Here is a 23,728-nt window from a genome sequence, read left to right on the forward strand (position 1 = left end):
CCTGTCTCCACGCTCCGACTCCTATAGTGCTGATCGCCACCATCCGCGCCCTGCAGCCTTTCGGCTCACGGGAGCCATATCGCCCCCGCCAGGCGGTCTATGCTCAACAGCTGTTACCCAGGCGAGATTGCCTCAGCGATGCGGATGAGCGCATTGATGCACTCGCGCCCATGGGTATAACCGAGGTTGCACCATGATGATGCAGCGCATCGGCAAGCTGACCTGATCGAGGTGTTTCATCTTGCTCCAGGCCAGGCTAACGAATGCGCTTCATGGCCCGCAATCCACGAAATACAAGCATTACAGCGCACTAGTGAAGGCAAACCGAACGTCCGTCGGACCACCGAAACAATTGGTTGCACCTAGTTGCACCAAGCACCTGAGCAGGTTTAATCTCCTGCAGCTTTTGCTGCCCGCCCCTCAACAGGCGGCAACCCTTAGGGCCGTCGCAGGCGACGAAATTGCTCCAGGCAATTTCTACCGTGCATAACTGACAAGCAGGATTCTCCATGGCTACCACCACTCTTGGCGTAAAACTCGACGACGCTACCCGCGAGCGCCTGAAAAAGGCCGCTGCGCAGATCGACCGTACGCCGCACTGGATGATCAAACAGGCGATCTTCAATTATCTGGAGCAAGTCGAGAGTGGCCTGACGCCCGCCGAGCATGCCGGCCTCGCCGCTGCCGCCGGTGACGAAGCCCTGGATTCGCTGACCGAGCAGGGCCTGCAGGTATTCCTCGATTTTGCCGAGAGCATCCTGCCGCAGTCGGTGTTGCGCGCCGCCATCACCAGTGCCTACCGCCGCCCGGAAACCGAAGTGGTACCGATGCTGCTGGAGCAGGCGCGCCTGAACCCCGAGCAGGCCGAGGCCTCGCAGAAACTTGCTCTCGGCATCGCCGAGAAGCTGCGCAACCAGAAGAACGCCAGCGGCCGTCAGGGTCTGGTGCAGGGCCTGCTGCAGGAGTTCTCGCTGTCGTCGCAGGAAGGTGTGGCGCTGATGTGCCTGGCCGAAGCCCTGCTGCGCATCCCCGACAAGGCCACCCGCGACGCACTGATCCGCGACAAGATCGCCAGCGGCAACTGGAGCCAGCACCTCGGCCAGAGCCCGTCGATGTTCGTCAACGCAGCGAGCTGGGGCCTGCTGATCACCGGCAAGCTGGTGTCAACCCACAACGAGGCCGGCATGACCTCGGCGCTCAACCGCATCATCGGCAAGAGCGGCGAGCCGGTAATCCGCAAGGGCGTGGACATGGCCATGCGCCTGATGGGCGAGCAGTTCGTCACCGGCGAAACCATCGCCGAAGCCCTGGCCAACGCCGCCACACTGGAGAGCAAGGGCTTCCGCTACTCCTACGACATGCTCGGTGAAGCGGCACTGACCGAGGAAGACGCCAAGCGTTACCTGGCCTCCTACGAGCAGGCCATCCATGCCATCGGCAAGGCTTCCCACGGTCGCGGCATCTACGAAGGCCCGGGCATCTCGATCAAGCTGTCCGCCCTGCACCCGCGCTACAGCCGCGCCCAGTACGAACGCGTGATGGACGAGCTGTACCCGACCCTGCTGAGCCTGACCCAGCTGGCCAAGCAGTACGACATCGGCATCAACATCGACGCAGAGGAAGCCGACCGCCTGGAGCTGTCGCTGGATCTGCTCGAGCGCCTGTGCTTCGAGCCGAGCCTGGCCGGCTGGAACGGCATCGGTTTCGTCATCCAGGCCTACCAGAAGCGCTGCCCGTACGTGATCGACTACGTCATCGACCTGGCCAAGCGCAGCCGCCACCGCCTGATGATCCGCCTGGTCAAGGGCGCCTACTGGGACAGCGAGATCAAGCTGGCCCAGGTCAATGGCCTGGAAGGCTACCCGGTGTACACCCGCAAGCCGTACACCGATGTCTCCTACATCGCCTGTGCGCGCAAGCTGCTGGCCGCGCCGGAAGCCATCTACCCGCAGTTCGCCACGCACAACGCCCATTCGCTGTCGGCCATCTATCACCTGGCCGGGCAGAACTACTACCCGGGCCAGTACGAGTTCCAGTGCCTGCACGGCATGGGCGAGCCGCTGTACGAGCAGGTAGTAGGCACCATCAAAGACGGCAAGCTGAACCGCCCGTGCCGCATCTACGCACCGGTGGGCAGCCACGAGACCCTGCTGGCCTATCTGGTGCGTCGTCTGCTGGAAAACGGTGCCAACACCAGCTTCGTCAACCGCATCGCCGACCACAGCATCTCGCTGAAGGATCTGGTACTCGACCCGGTACAGCAGGTCGAGCAGATGGCGGCGCAGGAAGGCACCGTCGGCCTGCCGCACCCGCGCATCGCGCTGCCGCGCGACCTGTACGGCAAGGAGCGGGTCAATTCTTCGGGCCTGGATCTGGCCAACGAACATCGCCTCGGCTCGCTGTCCTCGGCGCTGCTGTCCACCGTCAACCACAGCTACCTGGCCGAGCCGATGCTCGGTTGCGATGGCGCCAACCCGGGCGAGCCGGAGCCGGTGCGCAACCCGGCCGATCATCGTGACCTGGTCGGCCATGTGCGCGAAGCCAGCGTTGCCGATGTCGACAGCGCCCTGCTCTGCGCCCTGGCCAGCGGGCAGATCTGGCAGTCCACCCTGCCGGCCGAGCGCGCCGCCGTACTGGAGCGCGCCGCCGACCTGATGGAAGCCGAGCTGCAACAGCTGATGGGCCTGCTGGTACGCGAGTCCGGCAAGACCTTCGCCAACGCCATCGCCGAAGTGCGCGAGGCGGTGGACTTCCTCCGTTACTACGCGATCCAGGCACGCAGTTTCAGCAATGACAGCCACCGGCCGCTGGGCCCGGTGGTGTGCATCAGCCCGTGGAACTTCCCTCTGGCGATCTTCACCGGTCAGGTCTGCGCCGCGCTGGCCGCCGGCAACACCGTGCTGGCCAAACCGGCCGAGCAGACGCCGCTGATCGCCGCCCAGGCCGTGCGCATCCTGCGCGAGGCCGGCGTGCCGGCCGGTGCCGTGCAGCTGCTGCCGGGCCGTGGTGAAACCGTCGGTGCGCGTCTGGTGGGTGACGAGCGCGTGCGTGGCGTGATGTTCACCGGCTCCACCGAAGTTGCCGGCATCCTCCAGCGCAACATTGCCGGTCGTCTGGATGCCCAGGGCCGTACCATTCCGCTGATCGCCGAAACCGGTGGCCTGAACGCCATGATCGTCGATTCCTCGGCGCTGACCGAGCAGGTGGTGATGGACGTGGTCGCCTCCGCCTTCGACAGCGCCGGCCAGCGCTGCTCGGCCCTGCGCGTGCTGTGCGTGCAGGACGACGTGGCCGACCGCGTGCTGACCATGCTCAAGGGCGCCATGGCCGAATACACCCTCGGCAACCCGGAGCGTCTGAACACCGACATCGGCCCGGTGATCGACGCCGAAGCCAAGGCCGGCATCGAAACCCACATCGCCAAGCTGCGCGAGAAAGGCCGCAAGGTCACTCAACTGGCACGCGTCAACGGCGAGGAGATCAAGCGCGGCACCTTCGTCGTACCGACCTTGATCGAGCTGGACAGCTTCGACGAAATGAAGCGCGAGATCTTCGGCCCGGTGCTGCACGTGGTGCGCTACCAGCGCGCTGACCTTGGCAAGCTGCTGCAGCAGATCAACGACAGCGGCTACGGCCTGACCCTCGGCGTGCACACCCGCATCGACGAGACCATCGCCCAGGTGGTCGGCACCGCCAAGGTCGGCAACCTGTATGTCAACCGCAACATGGTCGGCGCCGTTGTCGGCGTGCAGCCGTTCGGCGGCGAAGGTCTGTCCGGCACCGGCCCGAAAGCCGGTGGCCCGCTGTACCTGTATCGTCTGCTGTCGACCCGTCCGCAGGAGGCGGTCGCCCAGTACCTGCAACAGGCCGAGGTGCAGACCCTGCCGGTTCCGAGCGAACTGGACAAGGTGCGCGCCGCCTTCGCCGAGTGGGCAGGCAAGCAGGAGCCGGGCATCGCCACGCTGTTCGAGCAGTACCGCGCGCTGTCGCAGAGCTACAGCAGCCACACGCTGACCGGCCCGACCGGCGAGCGCAACAGCTACAGCCTGCTGCCGCGCGAGCGCGTGCTCAACCTGGCCGACGAGCGCAGCGACCTGCTGGCCCAACTGGCCGCCACCCTGGCGGTGGGCAGTAAGGCGATCTGGCTGGAAAGCCAGCGCGCGCTGCATGCCGAACTGCCGAAGGACGTGCAGAAGCACATCCAGCTGGTGGCCGACTGGAACAGCATCGACGTGGAGCTGGACGCCATCCTGCACCACGGCGATTCCGACCAGTTGCGCGCGGTGAGCGAGCAGGCAGCGCAGCGCAAGGGTGCCATCGTCGGCGTGCACGGGCTGAACAAGGGCGAAACCGACATTGCGCTGGAGCGCCTGCTGATCGAGCACGCCTTGAGCGTCAACACCGCAGCGGCTGGCGGTAACGCCAGCCTGATGACCATCGGTTAAACGCCGCTGTCATCTCGTGGAAAGCTGGCTGAAAGCTTTCCACGCCATGCTGTACCCACGCGGCGCAACTGCCTGCAGGGGCTACCCGCCCGGCACCGCGTTCTCTCCTTCCGACCTTCGGGTCTGCGCCAGCCTACCCGGCCGGCGCATCGAGCGGGGCCAAACGCCCCGCCCGCTCTTCCCCCCTCGAAACTCCATCTCAGTTAGCCATCATTGCGTAACGAAAAGTTCGGACTATAGTGTCAGGACTGGTGCGCCCAGGCGCGCCGGTCGGAGCTGCATTCCTGACTCGTTCAGGTGCTCGACAACGCCTGCATACAGGGATGTGCGTTGACGAATCCTGACTATTGATTCAAGTCAGGATGCAGTGCTCGTCAAACGCGCTCAATACCTATGTCCCCTTGTGACACGGAGGTAATTGAGATGTCTGATTCGACACAAAAACTCCGCCTCGGCGCATTGATTGCGCTGGTCGTCGGCTCCATGGTCGGCGGCGGTATTTTCTCCCTTCCGCAAAACATCGCTGCCAGCGCCAGCGCCGGGGCCACGCTTGTCGGCTGGTTGATCACCGGTGTCGGCATGCTGACCCTGGCGTTCGTGTTCCAGACCCTGGCCAACCGCAAGCCCGAACTCGACGGCGGGGTCTACGCCTACGCCAAGGCCGGTTTCGGCGACTACATGGGTTTCTCATCGGCCTGGGGCTACTGGATCAGCGCCTGGATCGGCAACGTCAGCTACATGGTGCTGCTGTTCTCCACCCTGGGTTACTTCTTCCCGGTGTTCGGTGAAGGCAACACCCTGCCGGCGGTGATCTGCGCCTCGCTGCTGCTCTGGCTGCTGCACTTTCTGGTGCTACGCGGCATCAAGGAGGCGGCGTTCATCAACACCGTCACCACCATCGCCAAGATGGTTCCCCTGGCGCTGTTCATCATCATCGCCGCCATCGCCTTCAAGTTCGACGTCTACACCGCGGATTTCTGGGGCCATGGCAACAGTGAACTGGGCAGCGTTATGGATCAGGTGCGCAACATGATGCTGGTCACCGTCTGGGTGTTCATCGGCATCGAAGGCGCAAGCATCTTCTCGGCCCGAGCCGAGAAACGCAGCGACGTTGGCAAGGCCACGGTGCTCGGCTTCGTCGGCGTGCTCCTGCTGCTGGTGCTGGTCAACGTGCTCAGCCAGGGCATTCTGGCTCAGGCCGAACTGGCCGGCCTGAAGAACCCGTCCATGGCCGGTGTACTGGAGCAGGTAGTGGGTCCCTGGGGCGCACAGCTGATCGCCATCGGCCTCATCGTCTCACTGGCTGGAGCCTTGCTGTCGTGGACGCTGCTGTGCGCCGAGATTCTCTTCGCCAGCGCGCGCGACCACACCATGCCGGAGTTCCTGCGCAAGGAGAACGCCAACCAGGTTCCGGCCAATGCGCTGTGGCTGTCCAACGGGCTGATCCAGCTTTTTCTGATCATCACTTTGTTCAGTGCCTCCACCTACCTCAGCCTGCTGTACCTGGCCACCTCGATGATTCTGGTGCCGTACTTCTGGTCCAGCGCCTATGCAGTGCTGCTGGCCGTGCGCGGCGAGACCTACGAAAACGCCGCTGGCGAGCGCAACAAGGATCTGCTGATCGCGGGTATCTCTACCCTTTACGCGGTCTGGCTGGTGTACGCCGCTGGCGTGCAGTACCTGCTGCTCTCGGCACTGCTGTATGCGCCTGGCGCGATTCTCTTCGCCAAGGCTAAGCGCGAACTGGGTCAACCCATCTTCACCGGCGTCGAGAAGCTGATTTTCGTCGTCGTGCTGATCGGTGCCGCCATTGCCGCCTACGGGCTCTATGACGGTTTCCTGAGTATCTGAAAACGCTGGCCGAGAGCGGCCAGCACGGGTCGCCGGCCAGTCTGAAAACTCGCTCAACGAGAAGGAGTTCGACATGTCCAAGAAAGCCCTCGGCGTTCATTCCGAAGCCGGCAAACTGCACAAGGTGATGGTCTGTTCGCCAGGCCTCGCCCACCTGCGCCTGACCCCCGCCAACTGCGACGAACTGCTGTTCGATGATGTGCTCTGGGTGTCGCAGGCCAAGCGCGACCACTTCGACTTCATGACCAAGATGCGCGAACGCGGCGTGGAAGTCGTGGAGATGCACAACCTGCTGGAAGAGACGGTCAGCGATCCTCACGCGCTGAAGTGGATTCTCGACCGCAAGATCACCCCCAACAGCGTCGGCCTCGGCCTGCAGAACGAAGTGCGTTCTTTCATCGAAGGTCTGGAACCGCGGCGCATCGCCGAGTTCCTCATCGGCGGTGTATCCGGTGCCGATCTGGCCAGGCACAAGGATTCCGAGGCGGCGAAGATGTTCAACGCCTACCTGGGCGAAGCCAGCTTCATCTTCCCACCGCTGCCCAACACCCAGTTCACTCGCGACACCACCTGCTGGATCTATGGCGGCGTCACCCTCAACCCGATGTACTGGCCGGCACGCCGTCAGGAAACCCTGCTCACCAGCGCCATCTACACCTTCCACCCGGACTTCGCCGACGAACCATTCGAGATCTGGTACGGCGATCCGGACAAGGATCATGGCTCGGCCACCCTTGAAGGCGGCGACGTGATGCCCATCGGCAACGGCACCGTGCTGATCGGCATGGGCGAGCGCACCTCGCACCAGGCCATTGGCCAGGTGGCACGCGCGCTGTTCGCCAAGGGCGCGGCAGACAAGGTGGTGGTCGCCGGCCTCGGCCGCTCGCGCGCGGCCATGCATCTGGACACCGTGTTCAGCTTCTGCGACCGCGATCTGGTGACCATCTTCCCGGAAGTGGCCAACAGCATCGTGCCCTTCATCCTGCGCCCGGACGAAAGCCGCCCCGGCGGCATCGACGTGCGCCGCGAGGACAAGCCCTTCGTCGACGTCGTCGCCGAGTGCCTCGGCCTCAAGCAACTGCGCGTGGTGGAAACCGGTGGCGACGCCTACGAGGCCGAGCGCGAGCAATGGGATGACGGCAACAACGTGGTCTGCCTGGAACCAGGCGTGGTCATTGGCTACGACCGCAACACCTACACCAATACCCTGCTGCGCAAGGCCGGCGTCGAGGTCATCACCATCAGCGCCAGCGAACTGGGCCGCGGTCGTGGCGGCGGCCACTGCATGACCTGCCCGATCATTCGCGACCCAATCGACTACTGATCCAGCCAACCCCGGCGGCCATCCGCTGCCGGGGCGTTTCAGCTGCCCACAAGGAGAGAGAACCATGGCGTTCAACATGCACAACCGTAACCTGCTCAGCCTGATGCACCACAGCACCCGCGAGCTGCGTTACCTGCTCGACCTGTCCCGCGATCTCAAGCGTGCCAAGTACACCGGCACCGAGCAACAGCACCTGACCCGCAAGAACATCGCGCTGATCTTCGAGAAGACCTCCACCCGCACCCGCTGCGCCTTCGAGGTCGCCGCCTATGACCAGGGCGCCAACGTCACCTACATCGACCCGAACTCGTCGCAGATCGGCCACAAGGAATCGATGAAAGACACCGCCCGCGTGCTCGGGCGCATGTACGACGCCATCGAGTACCGCGGCTTCAAGCAGGAAATCGTCGAAGAGCTGGCCACCTATGCCGGGGTACCGGTGTTCAACGGCCTGACCGACGAATACCACCCGACGCAGATGCTCGCCGATGTGCTGACCATGCGCGAGCACAGCGACAAACCCTTGCATGACATCGCCTACGCCTACCTGGGTGACGCCCGCAACAACATGGGCAACTCGCTGCTGCTGGTCGGCGCCAAGCTCGGCATGGACGTACGCATCGCCGCGCCCAAGGCGCTGTGGCCGAGCGACGAACACGTCGCCGCCTGCAAGAAGTTCGCGGAAGAAAGTGGCGCACGCATCCTGCTCACCGAAGATCCGAAAGAGGCGGTCAAGGGCGTGGACTTCGTCCACACCGACGTCTGGGTCTCCATGGGCGAGCCGGTGGAAGCCTGGGGTGAGCGCATCGAGGAACTGCTGCCCTATCAGGTCAACATGGACATCATGAAGGCCACCGGCAACCCGCGCGCCAAGTTCATGCACTGCCTGCCGGCTTTCCACAACAGCGATACCAAGGTTGGCAAGCAGATCGCCGAACAGTATCCGCACCTGGCCAACGGCATCGAAGTCACCGAAGACGTCTTCGAATCGCCCTGGAACATCGCCTTCGAGCAGGCGGAAAACCGCATGCACACGATCAAGGCGATATTGGTCGCGACACTGGCTGACATCTGAGAATCGACTGAAAGTCTGCTGCGCGTCGGCACTGCTGCGTTAAAAACAGGATCGGAATGCTCATGTACAAAAGTACACTCCGCTTCCTCCCTGTTTTTGCCTTGCATTGCTCTAGCTCGCAAGACTTTAAGCCGGTTCTGGCCGCCCGTAGCCCGGATGAAATCCGGGAACGACCTGTTCCACTACCCCGGATTGCATTCGGGCTACGAACACGAACAAGGAGAACAGCATGCGACTCGTCATCGCCCTGGGCGGCAATGCCCTGCTTCGCCGCGGTGAAGCCATGACCGCGGAAAACCAACGTGAGAACGTACGTACCGCTTGCCGGCAGATCGCCAAGGTGGCGCCCGGCAACGAGCTAGTAATCGCCCACGGCAACGGCCCGCAGGTCGGCCTGCTGGCCCTGCAGGGCAACGCCTATGACGCCGCCAACCCCTACCCGCTGGACGTGCTCGGCGCCGAGACAGAAGGCATGATCGGTTACATGATCGAACAGGAGCTGGGCAACCTGCTGCCTTTCGAAGTGCCCTTCGCCACCATCCTCACCCAGGTCGAGGTGGACAGTGGCGATCCGGCCTTCAAGAAACCCACCAAGCCCATCGGTCCGGTCTACGGAAAGGAAGAAGCCGAACGCCTGGCCGCCGAGAAAGGCTGGAATATCGCCCCGGACGGCGACAAGTTTCGCCGCGTGGTGGCCAGCCCAAGACCGCAGCGCATCTTCGAGATCCGCCCGATCAAGTGGTTGCTGGAAAAAGGCAGCGTGGTGATCTGCGCTGGTGGCGGCGGCATCCCGACCATGTACGACGGCAATCAGCTGCGTGGCGTCGAAGCGGTGATCGACAAGGACCTCTGCTCAGCCCTGCTGGCCGAACAGCTCAACGCCGACCTGCTGGTGATCGCCACCGATGTGGACGCGGCCTATGTCGAGTGGGGCAAACCCGGGCAGAGATCCATCGCCGAAGCTCATCCCGATGAAATTGAGAAACTCGGCTTCGCCGCAGGTTCCATGGGACCCAAGGTACAGGCTGCCTGCGAGTTCGCGCGCAATACCGGCAACAGTGCAGTGATCGGCTCGCTGGAAAACATCGAAGCCATCGTCCAGGGCCGTTCCGGCACGCGCATCAGCCTGGACGCCAAGGGCATCATCCATCGCTGAGAGGGCACGAGCATGTTCACCCCTGGTCACCTGCACCGCGACAACCACGACCGCCCCGAGCATATGCGCCAACTGCCGCCCTTCTCGGTGGATTTCTACTACGAAGTCCGTCAGGACCCGCAGCAGGGGCCGATGCTGCACATGCGCCTGGTCGGCGACGTCGACGGCAGGCACTTCGAGGAAACCTTCGAGCTGCATCGCGATGTCGCCTTCAACTTCGCCAGCGTCGCCACCCGCATCGCCGCCCGTCATGGCCTGCACCCCAACGCCAGTCCGGTGATGCGCGGCCACGACGAATACGACAAGGTATTCGCCGATATCCGCGCCAAACTGCACGCCAAACCAGGCGAGCCGGTGAACCTCGACCACGTGCTCTGACGTAGCCCGGATGAAATCCGGGGCTCTCGCTCATTTCCCGGATTGCATCCGGGCTACGCGCTGAAACAGCCATTTATCGTCACTCCCGCGTAGGCGGGAGCCCAGATGATTCCTAGGTTCTGGATGCCCGCCTGCGCGGGCATGGCGTTTTTCTCAGATGCGATCATTTAATTTAAGTAACCGCCTGGACGCTCGACCAGCGCGGTCCCGCGCGCCCTACTGGCTCTCAGGCCTGCATCGTCCAGCCATGCACACCCATCGCTGCTTGGCGCCCTGCCTCCGAGCGCGTCGGATGAGGGTGGCAGGTCAGCGCGATGTCTTCGGCCGAGGCAGAGAACTCCATGGCCACGCAGTACTCGCCGATCAACTCGCCCACGCTCGGACCGATCATGTGCACGCCAAGAATCTGGTCGGTATTGGCGTCGGCGAGGATCTTCACGAAACCTTCGGTCTCGTGGTTGATCTTCGCCCGGCTGTTGGCAGTGAAGGGAAACTTGCCCACCTTGTAGGCACGTCCCTCTGCCTTCAACTCCTCCTCGCCCTTGCCGACACTGGCCACCTCGGGTCGCGTGTAGATCACACCTGGAATCACCCCGTAGTTGACCTCCGCCTTATGCCCAGCGATGCGTTCGATACAGGCCACAGCCTCGTCTTCAGCCTTGTGCGCGAGCATCGGACCGGAGGTGACATCACCAATGACCCACACACCGGGTACGCCGCTCTGGTGTTTTTCGTTGCTCAGCATGCCGCGCTTGTCGGTGCTCAGCCCGACGTTCTCCAACCCCAGCCCGTTGGTATAGGGACGCCGGCCGATAGCCACCAGCACGTAGTCGGCCGCCAGGGTTTCACTCGCACCGCCAGCGGCAGGCTCCAGACTCAGGATGACGCCGGACTTGCTCGTCTTCGCACCCGTGACCTTGGTGCCCAGCTTGAAGCTCATGCCCTGCTTGGTCAGGGCGCGCTGCAAGGTCTTCGCGGTTTCGCCGTCCAGGCCGGGGCTAATGCGATCAAGGTATTCCACCACTGTGACCTGGCTGCCCAGACGACGCCAGACCGAGCCGAGCTCCAGGCCGATCACCCCGGCACCGATCACCACCAGATGCTTGGGCACTTCGGGCAACGACAGCGCACCGGTGGAGTCGAGGATGCGCGCATTGTCGATGCTCACCCCGGGCAGCGGCGTCGGTTCGGAGCCCGTGGCGATGACGATGTTCGGCGTTTCCAGCAGGCGCTCGCCGCCTTCGTGCAGCTTGACCTGCACGCGACCAGGGCCTTCGATGCGGCCCCACCCCCTGACACATTCCACCTTGTTTTTGCGAAACAGGAATTCCACCCCCTTGGTCAGCGCTTCGACGCTGTCTGCCTTCTGCTTCATCATCTGCCCCAGGTTGAGTGCCGGCGTGACCTCCACACCCAGCGCACTGAGTTCACCGCCGGACGCCGCCTCGTAGAGTTCGGAGGCATGCAGCAATGCCTTGGACGGCATGCAACCGACGTTCAGGCAGGTGCCGCCCAGGGTTTCGCGGCCCTCGACGCAGGCCACCTTCAGGCCCAGCTGGCCGGCTCGAATGGCGGCGTTGTAACCACCGGGGCCGGCGCCGATGATGACCACGTCATAGCTGCTCATTGCTTTGTCCTCGATTCAGGGAAGTTTGCCGATCACCGCAGCTGCGACGACCGGGCGGACACGCAGAAGGTGGAAGAACAGAAACGCCAGCAACGCGAACAGTGCGTTCAAGGCAACCATAGGCCAGGCCGAGCCATCCTGCAGCGCGCCAAGAAGCAGACCCGCCAGAGTGGCGCCGACCATCTGCGAGAAGCCCATCAACCCGGCTGCTAATCCGGCACGCTGCGGATTGGGAATTACCGCACCGGCCACGGCGGCCGGCAGCAGCATGCCGCCGCCCAGCGTTACCAGCACTTGCGGTAGCGACAACCCCAGAAGTGACAGGCCGAACAGCAGGTAAACCACCAGCGTCAGCAATGACCCGATCAGAACCAGCGCCACACCGATGCCCACCACCCGTTGCGGCCCCAGGCGCTGCACCTTGCGCAGGGTGAACAGCGCACCGCCGAGCAGGCCGGAAACGATCAGAGCAAAGGTCAGGCCGTACTGCGCGGCGCTTAGTCCCAACAGGCCGATATACACCGACGACGAGCCAGCTACCACGACGAACATAGCGCCGTAGGTACAGGCGATGGTCAGCGCCAGCGCGCGGCAGCTGGGCCAGACCTGCAGATAGGTGGTCAGCAGCCCCTTGAAGCGGCCAGCCTGCGGATCAGGTTGCAGGTGCGTTTCGCGATAGCCGCCAAGCACCGATAGCAATGCCAGGATGCCAAGCATCAGGGTCGCCATCAGAGGCGCGCGCCAACCTCCGTACTGGGTCAGCAGCCCGCCGACCACCGGCGACAGGACGATGGCAGCAAACATGCCAAGCACGGTCAGCGCAAGGGCCGGCCCCGCCTGCTCCTGCCACACGTCACGGATGATGGCGCGCGCCAGTACCAGTGCGGCACAGGCGCCCAGGCCCTGCAACACGCGCATGCCGATCAGCACCTCGATGTTAGGCGCCAGCAGCATGCCGAAGGTCGCCAGCAGGTAAAGACTCAGGCCGACCAACAACACCGGGCGGCGCCCCAGGCGATCCGACAAAGGCCCTAGCAACAACTGCCCAATGCCGAAAGCGCCAACGAACAGCGACAGCGCCAGCAGACTCCTACCGGGCGGTGCGCTCAAACCCCGTTCCAGCTCCCCCAAGGCTGGAATCAGTAATTGCGTGGAGGTTTCACCTAGCGCGGTGAGCAGCATCAGGATGGTCAACAGAACACGGGACGGACGCATGACAGGCTCCAAAGACTGGCGGTTATTTATATTTCGACCATAATATGAACTATTACATGTCGTCCATCATATTTATCCGGAGCTTGTATGCCCCCCTTATCACGAGATGCTCGCCTCGCCACCTGGATCGCCGAAGAACAGGCAGTTCGTAGCCAGCTCGCGGCCCCCGGCACCCTCACTCCGGCCGAGGTGGCCGCCATGGCACCGATGGATTTCTTCGACGGAATCGGTCGCGGCGACCTTCCTTCGCCGCCGATCAACGCAGTGCTCGACTTCACGCCGGTGCATTGGGCCAGCGGCCTGTTCGTATTCCAGGGCACTCCGGATCAGCGCCACTACAACCCGTTGGGCAGCGTACACGGCGGTTACATCGCAACCCTGCTCGACTCCTGCATGGGCTGTGCCGTACATACCCTGCTCAAGCCGGGCCAGGCCTACACCACCACTGACCTGCGGGTCAGCTACATCCGCGCACTGCGCAGCGAGGCTGGCCCAGTGCGCGCGGAAGGCCGCATCATCCATGTCGGTCGCTCCACGGCCCTGGCCGAAGGCCGCCTGTATGACGTCGAGGAACGCCTCTATGCCGTCGCCTCCACTACCTGCCTGATTCTCGACATGAACGCCGCGCGCCAGAACAGCGACGCGGGTGTAAGATGACGGCCAGCATCTGAAAGACGGGAATGCCCATGCGCTATTCGGAAGATCACAAGGCCAAGACTCATCAACGCATCATCGAAGAAGCGGCCCTGCGCTTTCGCCGCGACGGCGTCGGGGCTACCGGCCTGCAACCGCTGATGAAAGCGCTGGGTCTGACCCACGGCGGCTTTTACGCCCACTTCAAGTCCAAGGACGATCTGGTGGAAACCGCGCTGCAGCATGTCGTGCAGGAGCTTTCCGGCAACGCCGGGGCTCCGGAGAAGGATACCGAGGCGCCGCTGCCGCATCTCATTGCCAGCTACCTGTCCAGCGCGCACCGCGCCAATCCCGGTGCCGGCTGCCCGTTGCCGACCATGTCTGCTGAGCTGGGGCAGCGTGGCGAACCCAGTGCCACCACCGACACCATGGTACGTAACCGCCTGGCCCTGATCGAAAGCAACCTGCCAGGCGACGATGCTGAAGATCAAAGCGTGCTGATGCTGTCGGCCATGGTCGGCGCCCTGCTGCTGTCGCGCAGCGTCAAGGACCCGGAACTGTCCGACCGCCTGCTGAAAACGACTCGACGCCTGCTGATCGAAAAGGCGCAGAAGCAGTAACGCGTGCCACTTGGCGCACCCTGCAGCCCGGGTGCGCCGCTTGGCATCACTTATAGCGCGCAGCCGCCTGATTGCGCGACAGATTCGGCCCCAACGCTGCTCTCGCCTTGACGAAGGCATCCCAATCGGCGGCGTCAGGCAGCGACGGAATGGTCACCAGCTCCTTCTGATCGAAACCGGCCAGCGCTGCGTCAACCATCTCGCCCACCTCCATGATCATCGAGGGCGGCAGTGCCGACGCATCGGCGCCGCTGCGCTGCCAGATCTCGGTGCGGGTCACGCCCGGCAGCACCGCCTGCAGTTGCACCCCAGTTTCGCGCAACTCGCCAGCCAGTGTCTGGGTCAGGCTCAGTACATAAGCCTTGGTCGCGCTGTACACCGCGTTGAACATCTCGGGAGCCAGAGCCACCACCGAACCCAGATTGATGATGCTGCCCCGTCCTGCCGCTGAAAAATTGGCGGCAGCGGCAGCGGCAAGGCGCGTCAGCGTCACCACGTTGAGCTGAATCATGGCCTCGGCCTGATCCAGATCAGCGGACACCAGCGGGCCATTCATGGCAACACCGGCGTTGTTGACCAGCAGGGTGATGGTCGAGTCGTCACGCAGACGCTGCTCCACTTTCAGCACGTCGGCCTTGCTGATCAGATCGGCGGGCAGCACTTCGACCTGAATGCCGTGCTCGGCACCGAGTCGCTCGGCCAGAGCCTCGAGGCGCCCGGCATCGCGCGCCACCAGCAGCAGGTCATAACCGCGCCGGGCCAGGCGATCGGCATAGGTCGCACCGATGCCGGTCGAGGCACCTGTAACAAGAGCGGTTCCGAGGGTGGCTTGGGTATTCATGGTGTTTTTCTCCTGGGGTGAATGAGTGCGAGGAAATCCTCTCACTCATAAAATTATGGTCATAATTTAAAATTCATATTATGACCATAATAAAATCAGTCAAGCATTTCCTTGAGAAGGAAACGTTGTGTCCGCCAGGCGATCACGCACCAAGTTATGGCTTTATTGTCCTACTGGTCAGAAAATGGTGCACCGATCGTGCGCCGATCGGGCCTGAATCTCCGCACATCCGATTGATTTGCAAGAAATAAAAGCAGTCACGAGAATTGGCGCCGTTTTTGCTCCAGCAAAAACAGTCTGACCAGGCGGACAGCTTTAGTCTGTCGTCGCTAAGCGACGCTGCCCGCCAGAAATGCAGGCCAAAAAATATAACGACACGTCGTAACCACTAGGAGCTTCCATGAACCGCACCCTTTCTTCGCTGGTGCTCGCCGGCGGTCTGCTGGCAGGCGGCCAGGCCATCGCCGGCGACCTGATGCACTGGCAGAACAACAGCCTGACCTACCTCTATGGGCAGGACTTCAAGGTCGACCCCGAGATCCAGCAGACCATCACCTTCGAGCACGCCAGCGGCTGGAGCTTCGGCGACCTGTTCTTCTTCACCGATGTGATCAAGTTCAACACCGACGCGCAGAACGGTAACGGCGATGGCCACACCTACTACGGCGAGTTCAGCCCGCGTCTGTCGTTCGGCAAGATCAGCGGTGCCGATCTGTCCTTCGGCCCGATCAAGGACGTGCTGCTGGCCTTCACCTACGAGTTCGGCGAGAAGGACGTTGACGCCTACCTGCTGGGCCCGGCATTCGATCTGGACATCCCCGGTTTCGACTACTTCCAGCTCAACACCTACCTGCGCAAACCGGACGGCAGCCGTCCAGGCAAGAACGTCTGGCAGATCACCCCGGTGTGGAGCTACACCATCCCGGTCGGCGAATCCGACATCGTCATCGATGGCTTCATGGACTGGGTAGTGGACAACGACGAGAACCGCCGCGGCGACTACCACGCCAACCTGCACTTCAACCCGCAGATCAAGTACGACCTGGGCAAAGCGCTGAAGTGGGGCGAGAAACAGCTGTACGTCGGTATCGAGTACGACTACTGGAAGAACAAGTACGGCATCAAGGACGGCGGCGACGTCAGCCAATTCGTTGGCCCGACCGATCAGAACACCGCCAGCCTGCTGGTCAAGGCGCATTTCTGACCGGCGCCCGCTTGTGTGAATGGCCAAGGTCGCAGGATTTTGCGACCTTCTGCCAATGCCCACCGTCAACCGGACGTGTTTAGCTGCAAGGCATCACCAGACCTTCACCCAAGGATGGACGATGCCTCCGCGTATCCTGCTACTCACAACCCTCGCCATGCTGGCCTTCGCCGGCAACTCGCTGCTGTGCCGCCTGGCACTGCGTGAAACCGAAATCGACGCGGCCAGCTTCACCGCCATTCGCCTGCTCTGCGGCGCGGTGACCCTGTGGCTGTTGCTGAAACTGCGCCAAGGCAGGCAGCCGATGGCCGGCAACTGGCCTGGCGCCCTGGCGCTGTTCACCTATGCGGCCGCCTTTTCCTTCGCCTACCTGCAACTGGATACCGGTGCCGGCGCCCTGCTGCTGTTCGGCGCGGTGCAGCTGAGCATGCTGTTCTGGGGTTGGCTGCGCGGCGAACGCATGGGTCTGGCCGCCAGCCTCGGTACAGCACTGGCCACCGCTGGCCTGCTGGCACTGCTGCTACCGGGCGCCAGCGCACCACCGCTTGTGGCCGCACTGCTGATGCTACTGGCCGGTATCGCCTGGGGTGCATACTCCCTGCTTGGCCGCGGCCAGGGTGATCCGCTGGCAGTAACCGCCGGCAATTTCATGCGCGCAACGCCGCTGGCGTTGCTGCTGGCGGCGCTGCTATTGGCGCAGCTCGACTGGGACGGCCCTGGCCTGTTCTACGCACTGCTGTCCGGCGCTCTGACCTCGGGCATCGGTTACGCCATCTGGTACAGCGCCCTACCCGGCCTGCGCGCCAGCCAGGCGGCCACTGTGCAATTGAGCGTGCCGATTCTCGCCGCACTCGGCGGCAGCCTGCTACTGGGCGAAGCGCTGAGCCTGCGTCTGCTGCTCAGCGCCGTTGCCGTGCTAGGCGGCATCGCGCTGGTACTGGGCAGTCGGCAACGTGCCGGGAGCTAATGGCGCGTGCAGCGGTCTTCTATCCTGAGCCCATAACCTCCAGGGAAGATCGCCATGCCCCGCCTGCTTCGTCTTTGCCTTGTCACCCTGCTCGCCGCCGGCCTCGGCGCCTGCGCCAGCCTGGGCAACCGTGATCCGCTACGGGTCGATCTGGTCGGCCTGGAGCCTCTGCCCGGCCAGGGTCTGGAGGTGCGCTTCGCGGTCAAGCTACGGGTACAGAACCCCAACGACAGCGCGGTAAGTTTCAACGGCATGGCGCTGGATCTGGACGTCAACGGCCAACCGCTGGCCAGTGGTGTCAGTGACCAGAGCGGCAGCGTACCGCGCTTCGGCGAAACGGTGGTGAGCGTACCGGTGAGCATTTCGGCGTTTTCGGTGATGCGCCAGGCCTGGGGCGCGGCCGGCTACCAAGCGGGTCAGGAGGTGCCCTACAGGCTGCGCGGCAAACTGGCTGACGGCCTGTTCGGTACCCGCCGCTTCAGCGTCAGCGGTACCCTCGACTGGCCGCAGCCGCCAACCCCCTACTGACGCAGGAGCCGGCGGCTGTAATGGTTTCAGGCAGCCTGGCGGCTGCTCCGCGAGGACGCGCGGCGGTAACAGGCCTCGCCGAAAGCCTGGAAGATCTTCACCGAATCCGGGTTCAGTGCAGCCTGCCATTCCGGGTGCCACTGCACCGCAAACAGGAACGGCGACAGGCTCGGCGCATGGACGGCTTCGATCAGACCATCCTCGGCGGTGGCCAGCACTTCCAGCCCCTTGCCCAGGTTGCGGATGGCCTGGCCGTGCAGGGAGTTGACCTGAATTTCGTCCTTGCCAAGCAGTTCGGCAAACCAGCTTCCCGGTACGGGACGCACGCTGTGGCTGGGCGCGTATTGCACCTCGACCGGATCATCGGGGTTCTCGCGATGGTCGTTGAAGCCGGGTTCGGCGTAGACCTTCTGGTAGATGTCGCCGCCCAGTGCCACGTTGATTTCCTGCATGCCTCGGCAGATGCCGAAGATCGGCAGGCCGCGGGCGATGGCAGCACGAATCAGAGGCAGATCGAACAGATCGCGATCACGATCCTGCGCCTTGTTCGGCGTTTCGTTCTCCTGCCCGTAGAGCGCCGGGTCGATATTGCTGCCGGCCCCGGTCAGGTAAACACCGTCGGCCATGTCCAGATACTGCTCGAGATCCTCGGTGCCACAGCAGGTGGGCACCAGTACCGGCACGCAACCGGAGAACTCGACCAGAGGCTGGATGTATTTGTGGGTCATTACCTGATAGTCGTGGCCCTTGCGCTCCTGAGCACCCATGGACATCAACACGACGGGCTTGCGGGGGGTGTTGCGGTTCTTGTTGTCGGACATACGTCACCTTGGGACAGGCCGGGCCTGTCGTTGCTGTGCAGACCGGCGTCCGGCAGGGGCTCTGCCGCCACGGGTGGCCTGTTTGGCTAACCCCGTGCACCCATGCTCCTCCTGAGCCAGAGTGCCGCCTTCCGACGGCGGCTCGAACCGGGTCATCTCCATCCGGAGAGGGGCTGCAGCGATGCTGCCCGTTACCCGGTTCGGCAACGGAATCTGTAGCCAGTCTGCCCTAGCCGTAAAATATGTCAAACAAATCGCACCGTATTCTTCGACCTACTAGCTGCTGAACGGCCAAGAAAAGCGTTAAAAGTCGCCTGAAAGGCATATCCGACGAACATCTTCCTGTTTGAAAGTCCAATATTTAAAACACCCGCCTTGCAGCTGCTCTGCCCTCCGGAGCGGCGCGCATCGACAAAACCTTATATAATCTGCGGTTTTCTCCACACCGACGAGGCCACCCCTTGACCGCCCTGCCGCCCTGCCCCAAGTGCAACTCCGAATACACCTACGAAGATGGCGATCAGCTGATCTGCCCCGAATGCGCGCACGAATGGAAAGTCGGCGAAAACGCCGAGGCCAGCGACGATGCGCGTGTGATCAAGGACTCGGTCGGCAACCTGCTGCAGGATGGCGACACCATCACCGTGATCAAGGACCTCAAGGTCAAGGGCTCGTCCCTGGTGGTCAAGGTCGGCACCAAGGTGAAGAACATCCGCCTGGTGGATGGCGATCACGACATCGATTGCAAGATCGATGGCATCGGCGCGATGAAGCTCAAGTCCGAGTTCGTGCGTAAAGTCTGATATCGCGTCCCGCCTCGCCCGAAACTGGCTAACCTCTATAACAGGTCGGTCACGAGGTATCCCGCCATGCGCTATCTGTTGCTCGCCTTGCTGGCTCTGGCCAATTCGCTGGCAGCGCAGCCCTGGCGGGTTGTGGGTGACGAACAGTTCGCCCCCTACAGCTTCGTCACCGCCGAAGACGATACGCCGCGTGGACTCGATGTAGAGCTGGTCGACGCGGTGCTGCGCGAGGCGCAGGTTCCCTACGAAATTCGCCTGTATCCCTGGGAGCGGGTCAAGCGCATGCTCGACCGGGGCGAAGTGCAGATGGCTTTCCAGTTCGCCGGCACCCCGCAGCGTCAGGAGCAGTACGAGCTGGTCGGCCCGCTGCGCGTTGGCGCAACCGTGTTCATGACCACCGCCAAGACAGCTATAAAGGATTGGAAGACGCTGGATGACCTTTCGCCGTACGTGATCGGCCAGGTGCGCGGTTATGCCTATGAAGAGAATTTCGACGGCGCCGACCTGTCCCGCGACAGCAGCGCGCAGAACCCACGGCAACTGGTGTCGATGCTGCTGGCCGGGCGCATCGACATCATCGTCGGCGACCAGGCCCAGCTGCTGTATTTCATTCGCGAACAGCGTGCGCTGGATCAGGTACGCGTGCTTCCCCGTCCGCTGATCAAGATGCCGCGTTTCGTAGCCTTCAGCAAAGGCGATATCGAGCGCGCCCGGACATTTTCCGAAGCCCTGGTGCGTCTGCGCGGTAACGGCAAGCTGGATGCAATCCAGCACCGCTGGCAGCAGTGACGCGTCACTGCACCGGCAGGAAGTTCAACAGGAAAAGACTCTGCGCGTAGTTGGCGCCCATGCGCCGGTAACGCTCCTCCAGCACATGAGTGAGCAGATCGAGGCGCGCCACCATCTTGCCGAACTCCACGGCATAGCTGAGGTTGTTGCCCTGCTCGGAGAATTCGTTGGACAGCAGCAGCGGCTGCCCTGAGGCATCGCGCCGTTGCGAGAGCATCCAGCCGGCTTTCTCCAGGTTGCGCGCAGCGTTGTGGATGAACTGCGCATTGAAGCTGTCGGTCAGGTAGAACTCGGTGCGACCGCCATGCGCGGTGACCAGCATGCTGCCGATGGCATAGGTGAAGGCCGCCACGCGGTCGCCCTGAAAGGCCGGGCTCAGGGAGTAATCCAGTGCCTCGATATCGCGCCGACCACCCAGCGTCGGCCAGTCCTGATTGTGTTCGATGGCGTACTGGATGGCGCGCTCGGCAGCTGCGGCGTCGGGCAGGGAGTTCTTGCGCCATTCGCGCGGGTTGCGCTGGTACAGCTTGTTCATCAGCCGATACAGGCTGTTGAGATTGTTGCGCATGGCCAGGGTCGCCATACGGTCGACATCGGTCTGCAGCACTTCGGAGGGTTTGAGCGGGCTGCGGGTGTGGATGATCGAGTCATTGTCCAGACGGCCAGAGCAGCCACTCAGCAACAGGAACGCAGCAAGCCCCGGCAGCAATAACCGTCGCCACATCAGCGCGTCGTTGAATGCCCTGCCCTGTACGGCAGACGCTGGCCTCGCCCCCATAAGGAAGTTCCCTGGCTGGCGCGCGCCGGAGTGACGCGCGCAACACTCAGAACCTCAGTAAAGCGCAAAAATTCCATGCTGGCCGTGCACTGGCGCATAAACCATGCCGCAAATGCCCGGCACGGCAGGGAACGCGCCTGCTCAGGCCGGGCTGACAGCCCATTGCTCCAGCCGCGTCACGCTCTCGCGGTAGGGCTTGAGGCTCTTGCCCAGCAGGATGATGGACATCAGCACCGCCAGGGTGGTGACGATCAGCAGTGAATAGCGCAGGGCCGCGTCATCGGCGAAGACGAAGTCGGTGACCAGGGCCACGGCAGTCGGACCAATCCCCAGGCCGAACAGGGTGATGACGAACAGGTAGATGGCCGAAGCCTGACCGCGCATAGAGTTGGGCATGATTTCCTGGATCGCCGCCGGCGCCACGCCGAACGGCATGCTCAGGCAGAACACCGTGGGCGCCAGGAGCAGGCTGGCCCAGAAAGCGGTGTCCATCAGCGGGAACAGCGTCACCATCGGCAAGGCACCGAGCGCCGAATAAAGGCCCACGCGCATGTTGGCATCGCTGCGCCCGCGCTTGGCCATCCAGTCCGCCAGGCGACCACCGAAGACGATGCCCAGGCAACCGAACACCGCAACGATGCTGCCATAGACGATCCCGACCTGGCCGGCGTCCCAACCGTAGGTGCGGATGTAGAAGGAAGGAACCCAGGCCGCACTGCCGTAACCGGCGAAGGCCAGACCGGCGAAGCCGAAGTTGTGCAGCAGCACGGTGCGCCGGTTGGCGCGGATATAGCGGCCCACCTCGCTGAGCGGCACAGCGACGCCCGCACCGGCGCCACGCCGGACCGGTTCCTTGACAGCCAGCATCAGCAGGGTGAACAGCACGCCGGCGCCGCCGAGGATCAGGAAGATCAACTGCCAGGGGCGTACCTCGCCCAGCACCGGCAGGACTACGTCGCCCTGCGCCGAGGCGAACTGAATGACCAGACCGCCCACCAGAAAGGCCAGGCCCGAGCCCAGATAAACCCCCATCGAATAGACGCTGATCGCCGTGGCCCGGCGCTCGGCGGGAAAGCTGTCGGCGATCAGCGAATAGGCGGCCGGCGACAACGCCGCCTCGCCCACGCCCACGCCGATGCGGCAGAGCAGGAACTGCCAGTACATCTTGGCCATGCCGCAGGCTGCCGTGGCAGCACTCCAGAACAGGACGCCAACGGCTATCAGACCGCGCCGGCTACGGGTATCGGCCACACGGCCCAGCGGAATGCCGCACACGGTATAGAACAGCGCGAAGGACAGCCCCATCAGCAGGCTCATCTGCGTATCGCTGATCAGCAGGTCACGGCGGATGGGCTCGACCAGCAGGTTGAGGATCTGCCGATCGACGAAGGACAGGACGTACGCCACCATCAGGATGGCAACAGTGACCCAGGCTCGGACACTGGAGGGATAGCCGTTATTGTTGTTATGCACGGACGCTCTCCTCGGCACCGCAGAACGCGATGCGCGGCGGTTGAAAGTGGCGTCAGCTTAGGACGATATAAACGGCAGTGAGTATCGCTCGAAGGTGTTATCAGGTCGGCGAATGCTTCATACCCGCCGAGGCGAATGGCTCGCCTCGGCGATATGCGACACGGCTTAAAGTGACTGGGGCGCGCGCTCGCACAGACTGTTCAAAGCAGCTGCCCACTGTGGATGATCGTTCAGACAAGGCACCAGCTGCAGGCTCTCGCCGCCGGCTTCGACGAACTGTTCGCGGCCACGGTCGCCGATCTCTTCCAGGGTCTCGATGCAGTCGGCGACGAAGGCCGGACACATCACCAGCAGCTTCTTCACCCCCTGCGCAGCCAGCTCGTCGAGACGCGCCTCGGTATAGGGCTCGATCCACTTGGCACGGCCCAGGCGCGACTGGAAGCTTACCGACCACTGTTCCGGGCGCAGGCCGATGCGCTCGGCGAACAGCTCGGCAGTGCGCAGGCATTGCGCGCGGTAACAGTTGGCGAGCACCTCGGGCGACGCGCTGCGGCAGCAGTCGTCGCCTTTCAGGCAATGGCCACTGCTGTCGAGCTTGTGCAGGTGCCGCTCCGGCAGGCCGTGGAAGCTCAGCAGCAGGTGGTCGAAATCCTGTTCCAGATAGGGTCTGGCACTGGCCGCCAGGGCATCGAGGTACTCCGGCTGGTCGTAGAACGGCGGCAGCGTGGACAGATGCAGGTCCAGCCCACGCTCACGTATCACCCGCTTGACCTCTTCGATCACCGTCGTGGTGGTGCTGTCGGCGAACTGCGGATACAGCGGTGCCAGCGTCACCTGACGAATGCCCTGCGCGGCCATGCGCTGCAGGGTCGACTCGATGGACGGCTCACCATAGCGCATGGCCAGCTCCACCGGGCCATGGCTCCAGTGCGTTTTCATCGCTTCCTGCAGACGGCGGCTGAGCACCACCAGCGGTGAACCTTCATCCCACCAGATCGAGGCATAGGCATGCGCCGACGCCGCCGGACGCTTGATCAGGATCAGCGACACCAGCAGGCGCCGCAGGGGCCAGGGCAGATCGACCACATAGGGATCCATCAGGAACTGATTTAGATAACAGCGGACATCGGCTACTTCGGTGGACGCGGGCGAACCCAGGTTAACCAGCAACAATGCGTGATCGGTCATGCGAAATCCTAG

20 protein-coding genes are annotated in these 23,728 nt (G+C 63.3%); 13 read left to right on the forward strand and 7 right to left on the reverse strand.

All coding sequences use genetic code 11. The features are described 5' to 3' along the window. Positions 1–509 precede the first annotated feature (509 nt). The 6 genes from putA to OEG79_RS16050 all read left to right on the forward strand — a co-directional run bounded on the left by putA (position 510) and on the right by OEG79_RS16050 (position 10,229). Complete coding sequence (putA, locus tag OEG79_RS16025) at positions 510–4,445, forward strand: trifunctional transcriptional regulator/proline dehydrogenase/L-glutamate gamma-semialdehyde dehydrogenase (protein WP_264145953.1); 3,936 nt, start codon at positions 510–512, stop codon at positions 4,443–4,445. 423 nt (positions 4,446–4,868) lie between these two features. Next, the gene (gene arcD, locus OEG79_RS16030; protein ID WP_264145954.1) at positions 4,869–6,296 is read left to right on the forward strand and encodes an arginine-ornithine antiporter; all 1,428 of its coding nucleotides are present in this window, start codon (positions 4,869–4,871) and stop codon (positions 6,294–6,296) included. Between the two features lie 73 nt (positions 6,297–6,369). Further along, a complete protein-coding gene (gene arcA / locus OEG79_RS16035) occupies positions 6,370–7,620 on the forward strand; it encodes an arginine deiminase (protein WP_264145955.1) in 1,251 nt (416 codons plus the stop codon). A gap of 64 nt (positions 7,621–7,684) precedes the next feature. Then, on the forward strand, positions 7,685–8,695 hold the full coding sequence (locus OEG79_RS16040) for an ornithine carbamoyltransferase (RefSeq protein ID WP_264145956.1): 1,011 nt from the start codon (positions 7,685–7,687) through the stop codon (positions 8,693–8,695). Between the two features lie 229 nt (positions 8,696–8,924). Further along, positions 8,925–9,851 (forward strand): carbamate kinase, encoded by a 927-nt coding sequence (gene arcC, locus OEG79_RS16045; RefSeq protein WP_264145957.1) that lies wholly within the window; start codon positions 8,925–8,927, stop codon positions 9,849–9,851. 12 nt (positions 9,852–9,863) lie between these two features. Continuing rightward, positions 9,864–10,229, forward strand: coding sequence for a DUF5064 family protein (locus OEG79_RS16050; protein WP_264145958.1), 366 nt, complete (start codon positions 9,864–9,866; stop codon positions 10,227–10,229). Between the two features lie 226 nt (positions 10,230–10,455). Here OEG79_RS16050 and lpdA read toward each other — a convergent pair whose 3' ends face one another. Continuing rightward, positions 10,456–11,856, reverse strand: a complete 1,401-nt coding sequence (gene lpdA, locus OEG79_RS16055; RefSeq protein WP_264145959.1) for a dihydrolipoyl dehydrogenase — start codon at positions 11,854–11,856, stop codon at positions 10,456–10,458. A gap of 15 nt (positions 11,857–11,871) precedes the next feature. After that, positions 11,872–13,071: an MFS transporter gene (locus tag OEG79_RS16060; protein WP_264145960.1), complete on the reverse strand. Its 1,200-nt coding sequence runs from the start codon at positions 13,069–13,071 to the stop codon at positions 11,872–11,874. Positions 13,072–13,158: 87 nt separating this feature from the next. Between OEG79_RS16060 and OEG79_RS16065 the strand changes: the two genes are divergently transcribed. Further along, a complete protein-coding gene (locus OEG79_RS16065; RefSeq protein WP_264145961.1) occupies positions 13,159–13,728 on the forward strand; it encodes a PaaI family thioesterase in 570 nt (189 codons plus the stop codon). A gap of 29 nt (positions 13,729–13,757) precedes the next feature. Further along, positions 13,758–14,324 (forward strand): TetR/AcrR family transcriptional regulator, encoded by a 567-nt coding sequence (locus OEG79_RS16070; protein ID WP_264145962.1) that lies wholly within the window; start codon positions 13,758–13,760, stop codon positions 14,322–14,324. A 46-nt stretch (positions 14,325–14,370) separates the two neighbouring features. Here the strand turns inward: OEG79_RS16070 and OEG79_RS16075 are convergent, their stop codons facing one another. Next, entirely contained in the window at positions 14,371–15,165 is a 795-nt protein-coding gene (locus OEG79_RS16075) for an SDR family NAD(P)-dependent oxidoreductase (protein WP_264145963.1), read from the reverse strand. A gap of 400 nt (positions 15,166–15,565) precedes the next feature. Here OEG79_RS16075 and OEG79_RS16080 point away from each other — a divergent pair, with 400 nt between their 5' ends. The 3 genes from OEG79_RS16080 (at position 15,566) to OEG79_RS16090 (ending at position 17,864) form a co-directional block, all read left to right on the forward strand. After that, positions 15,566–16,369, forward strand: a complete 804-nt coding sequence (locus OEG79_RS16080) for an outer membrane protein OmpK (RefSeq protein WP_264145964.1) — start codon at positions 15,566–15,568, stop codon at positions 16,367–16,369. A 121-nt stretch (positions 16,370–16,490) separates the two neighbouring features. Next, a complete protein-coding gene (locus tag OEG79_RS16085) occupies positions 16,491–17,336 on the forward strand; it encodes an EamA family transporter (protein WP_264145965.1) in 846 nt (281 codons plus the stop codon). 54 nt (positions 17,337–17,390) lie between these two features. After that, entirely contained in the window at positions 17,391–17,864 is a 474-nt protein-coding gene (locus OEG79_RS16090) for an LEA type 2 family protein (RefSeq protein ID WP_264145966.1), read from the forward strand. A gap of 26 nt (positions 17,865–17,890) precedes the next feature. On the opposite strand, the gene OEG79_RS16095 is transcribed toward OEG79_RS16090, so the two are convergent. After that, complete coding sequence (locus OEG79_RS16095) at positions 17,891–18,685, reverse strand: gamma-glutamyl-gamma-aminobutyrate hydrolase family protein (protein WP_264145967.1); 795 nt, start codon at positions 18,683–18,685, stop codon at positions 17,891–17,893. 461 nt (positions 18,686–19,146) lie between these two features. On the opposite strand from OEG79_RS16095, the gene OEG79_RS16100 reads away from it, so the two are divergent. Continuing rightward, the gene (locus tag OEG79_RS16100; protein ID WP_264145968.1) at positions 19,147–19,488 is read left to right on the forward strand and encodes a zinc ribbon domain-containing protein YjdM; all 342 of its coding nucleotides are present in this window, start codon (positions 19,147–19,149) and stop codon (positions 19,486–19,488) included. 66 nt (positions 19,489–19,554) lie between these two features. Then, a complete protein-coding gene (locus tag OEG79_RS16105) occupies positions 19,555–20,277 on the forward strand; it encodes a substrate-binding periplasmic protein (protein ID WP_264145969.1) in 723 nt (240 codons plus the stop codon). Between the two features lie 4 nt (positions 20,278–20,281). Here OEG79_RS16105 and OEG79_RS16110 read toward each other — a convergent pair whose 3' ends face one another. The 3 genes from OEG79_RS16110 to hemH form a co-directional block, all read right to left on the reverse strand. Beyond that, entirely contained in the window at positions 20,282–21,001 is a 720-nt protein-coding gene (locus OEG79_RS16110; RefSeq protein ID WP_264145970.1) for a hypothetical protein, read from the reverse strand. A 195-nt stretch (positions 21,002–21,196) separates the two neighbouring features. Further along, positions 21,197–22,528, reverse strand: a complete 1,332-nt coding sequence (locus OEG79_RS16115) for a spinster family MFS transporter (RefSeq protein WP_264145971.1) — start codon at positions 22,526–22,528, stop codon at positions 21,197–21,199. 165 nt (positions 22,529–22,693) lie between these two features. Beyond that, positions 22,694–23,716: a ferrochelatase gene (gene hemH, locus OEG79_RS16120; protein ID WP_264145972.1), complete on the reverse strand. Its 1,023-nt coding sequence runs from the start codon at positions 23,714–23,716 to the stop codon at positions 22,694–22,696. Between the last annotated feature and the right edge of the window lie 12 nt (positions 23,717–23,728).

The sequence above is a fragment of the Pseudomonas sp. Z8(2022) genome, from assembly GCF_025837155.1.
Lineage (GTDB): Bacteria > Pseudomonadota > Gammaproteobacteria > Pseudomonadales > Pseudomonadaceae > Aquipseudomonas.

Bases quoted from the DNA above. Each gene is read 5' to 3' on its own strand.
- lpdA (WP_264145959.1), bottom strand. From the start codon at position 11,856: ATGAGCAGCTATGACGTGGTCATCATCGGCGCCGGCCCCGGTGGTTAC.
- OEG79_RS16040 (WP_264145956.1), top strand. From the start codon at position 7,685: ATGGCGTTCAACATGCACAACCGTAACCTGCTCAGCCTGATGCACCAC.
- OEG79_RS16085 (WP_264145965.1), top strand. From the start codon at position 16,491: ATGCCTCCGCGTATCCTGCTACTCACAACCCTCGCCATGCTGGCCTTC.
- OEG79_RS16095 (WP_264145967.1), bottom strand. From the start codon at position 18,685: ATGTCCGACAACAAGAACCGCAACACCCCCCGCAAGCCCGTCGTGTTG.
- arcA (WP_264145955.1), top strand. From the start codon at position 6,370: ATGTCCAAGAAAGCCCTCGGCGTTCATTCCGAAGCCGGCAAACTGCAC.
- OEG79_RS16065 (WP_264145961.1), top strand. From the start codon at position 13,159: ATGCCCCCCTTATCACGAGATGCTCGCCTCGCCACCTGGATCGCCGAA.
- OEG79_RS16050 (WP_264145958.1), top strand. From the start codon at position 9,864: ATGTTCACCCCTGGTCACCTGCACCGCGACAACCACGACCGCCCCGAG.
- OEG79_RS16070 (WP_264145962.1), top strand. From the start codon at position 13,758: ATGCGCTATTCGGAAGATCACAAGGCCAAGACTCATCAACGCATCATC.
- OEG79_RS16105 (WP_264145969.1), top strand. From the start codon at position 19,555: ATGCGCTATCTGTTGCTCGCCTTGCTGGCTCTGGCCAATTCGCTGGCA.
- OEG79_RS16075 (WP_264145963.1), bottom strand. From the start codon at position 15,165: ATGAATACCCAAGCCACCCTCGGAACCGCTCTTGTTACAGGTGCCTCG.
- arcC (WP_264145957.1), top strand. From the start codon at position 8,925: ATGCGACTCGTCATCGCCCTGGGCGGCAATGCCCTGCTTCGCCGCGGT.
- OEG79_RS16110 (WP_264145970.1), bottom strand. From the start codon at position 21,001: ATGTGGCGACGGTTATTGCTGCCGGGGCTTGCTGCGTTCCTGTTGCTG.
- OEG79_RS16090 (WP_264145966.1), top strand. From the start codon at position 17,391: ATGCCCCGCCTGCTTCGTCTTTGCCTTGTCACCCTGCTCGCCGCCGGC.
- putA (WP_264145953.1), top strand. From the start codon at position 510: ATGGCTACCACCACTCTTGGCGTAAAACTCGACGACGCTACCCGCGAG.
- arcD (WP_264145954.1), top strand. From the start codon at position 4,869: ATGTCTGATTCGACACAAAAACTCCGCCTCGGCGCATTGATTGCGCTG.
- OEG79_RS16060 (WP_264145960.1), bottom strand. From the start codon at position 13,071: ATGCGTCCGTCCCGTGTTCTGTTGACCATCCTGATGCTGCTCACCGCG.
- OEG79_RS16080 (WP_264145964.1), top strand. From the start codon at position 15,566: ATGAACCGCACCCTTTCTTCGCTGGTGCTCGCCGGCGGTCTGCTGGCA.
- hemH (WP_264145972.1), bottom strand. From the start codon at position 23,716: ATGACCGATCACGCATTGTTGCTGGTTAACCTGGGTTCGCCCGCGTCC.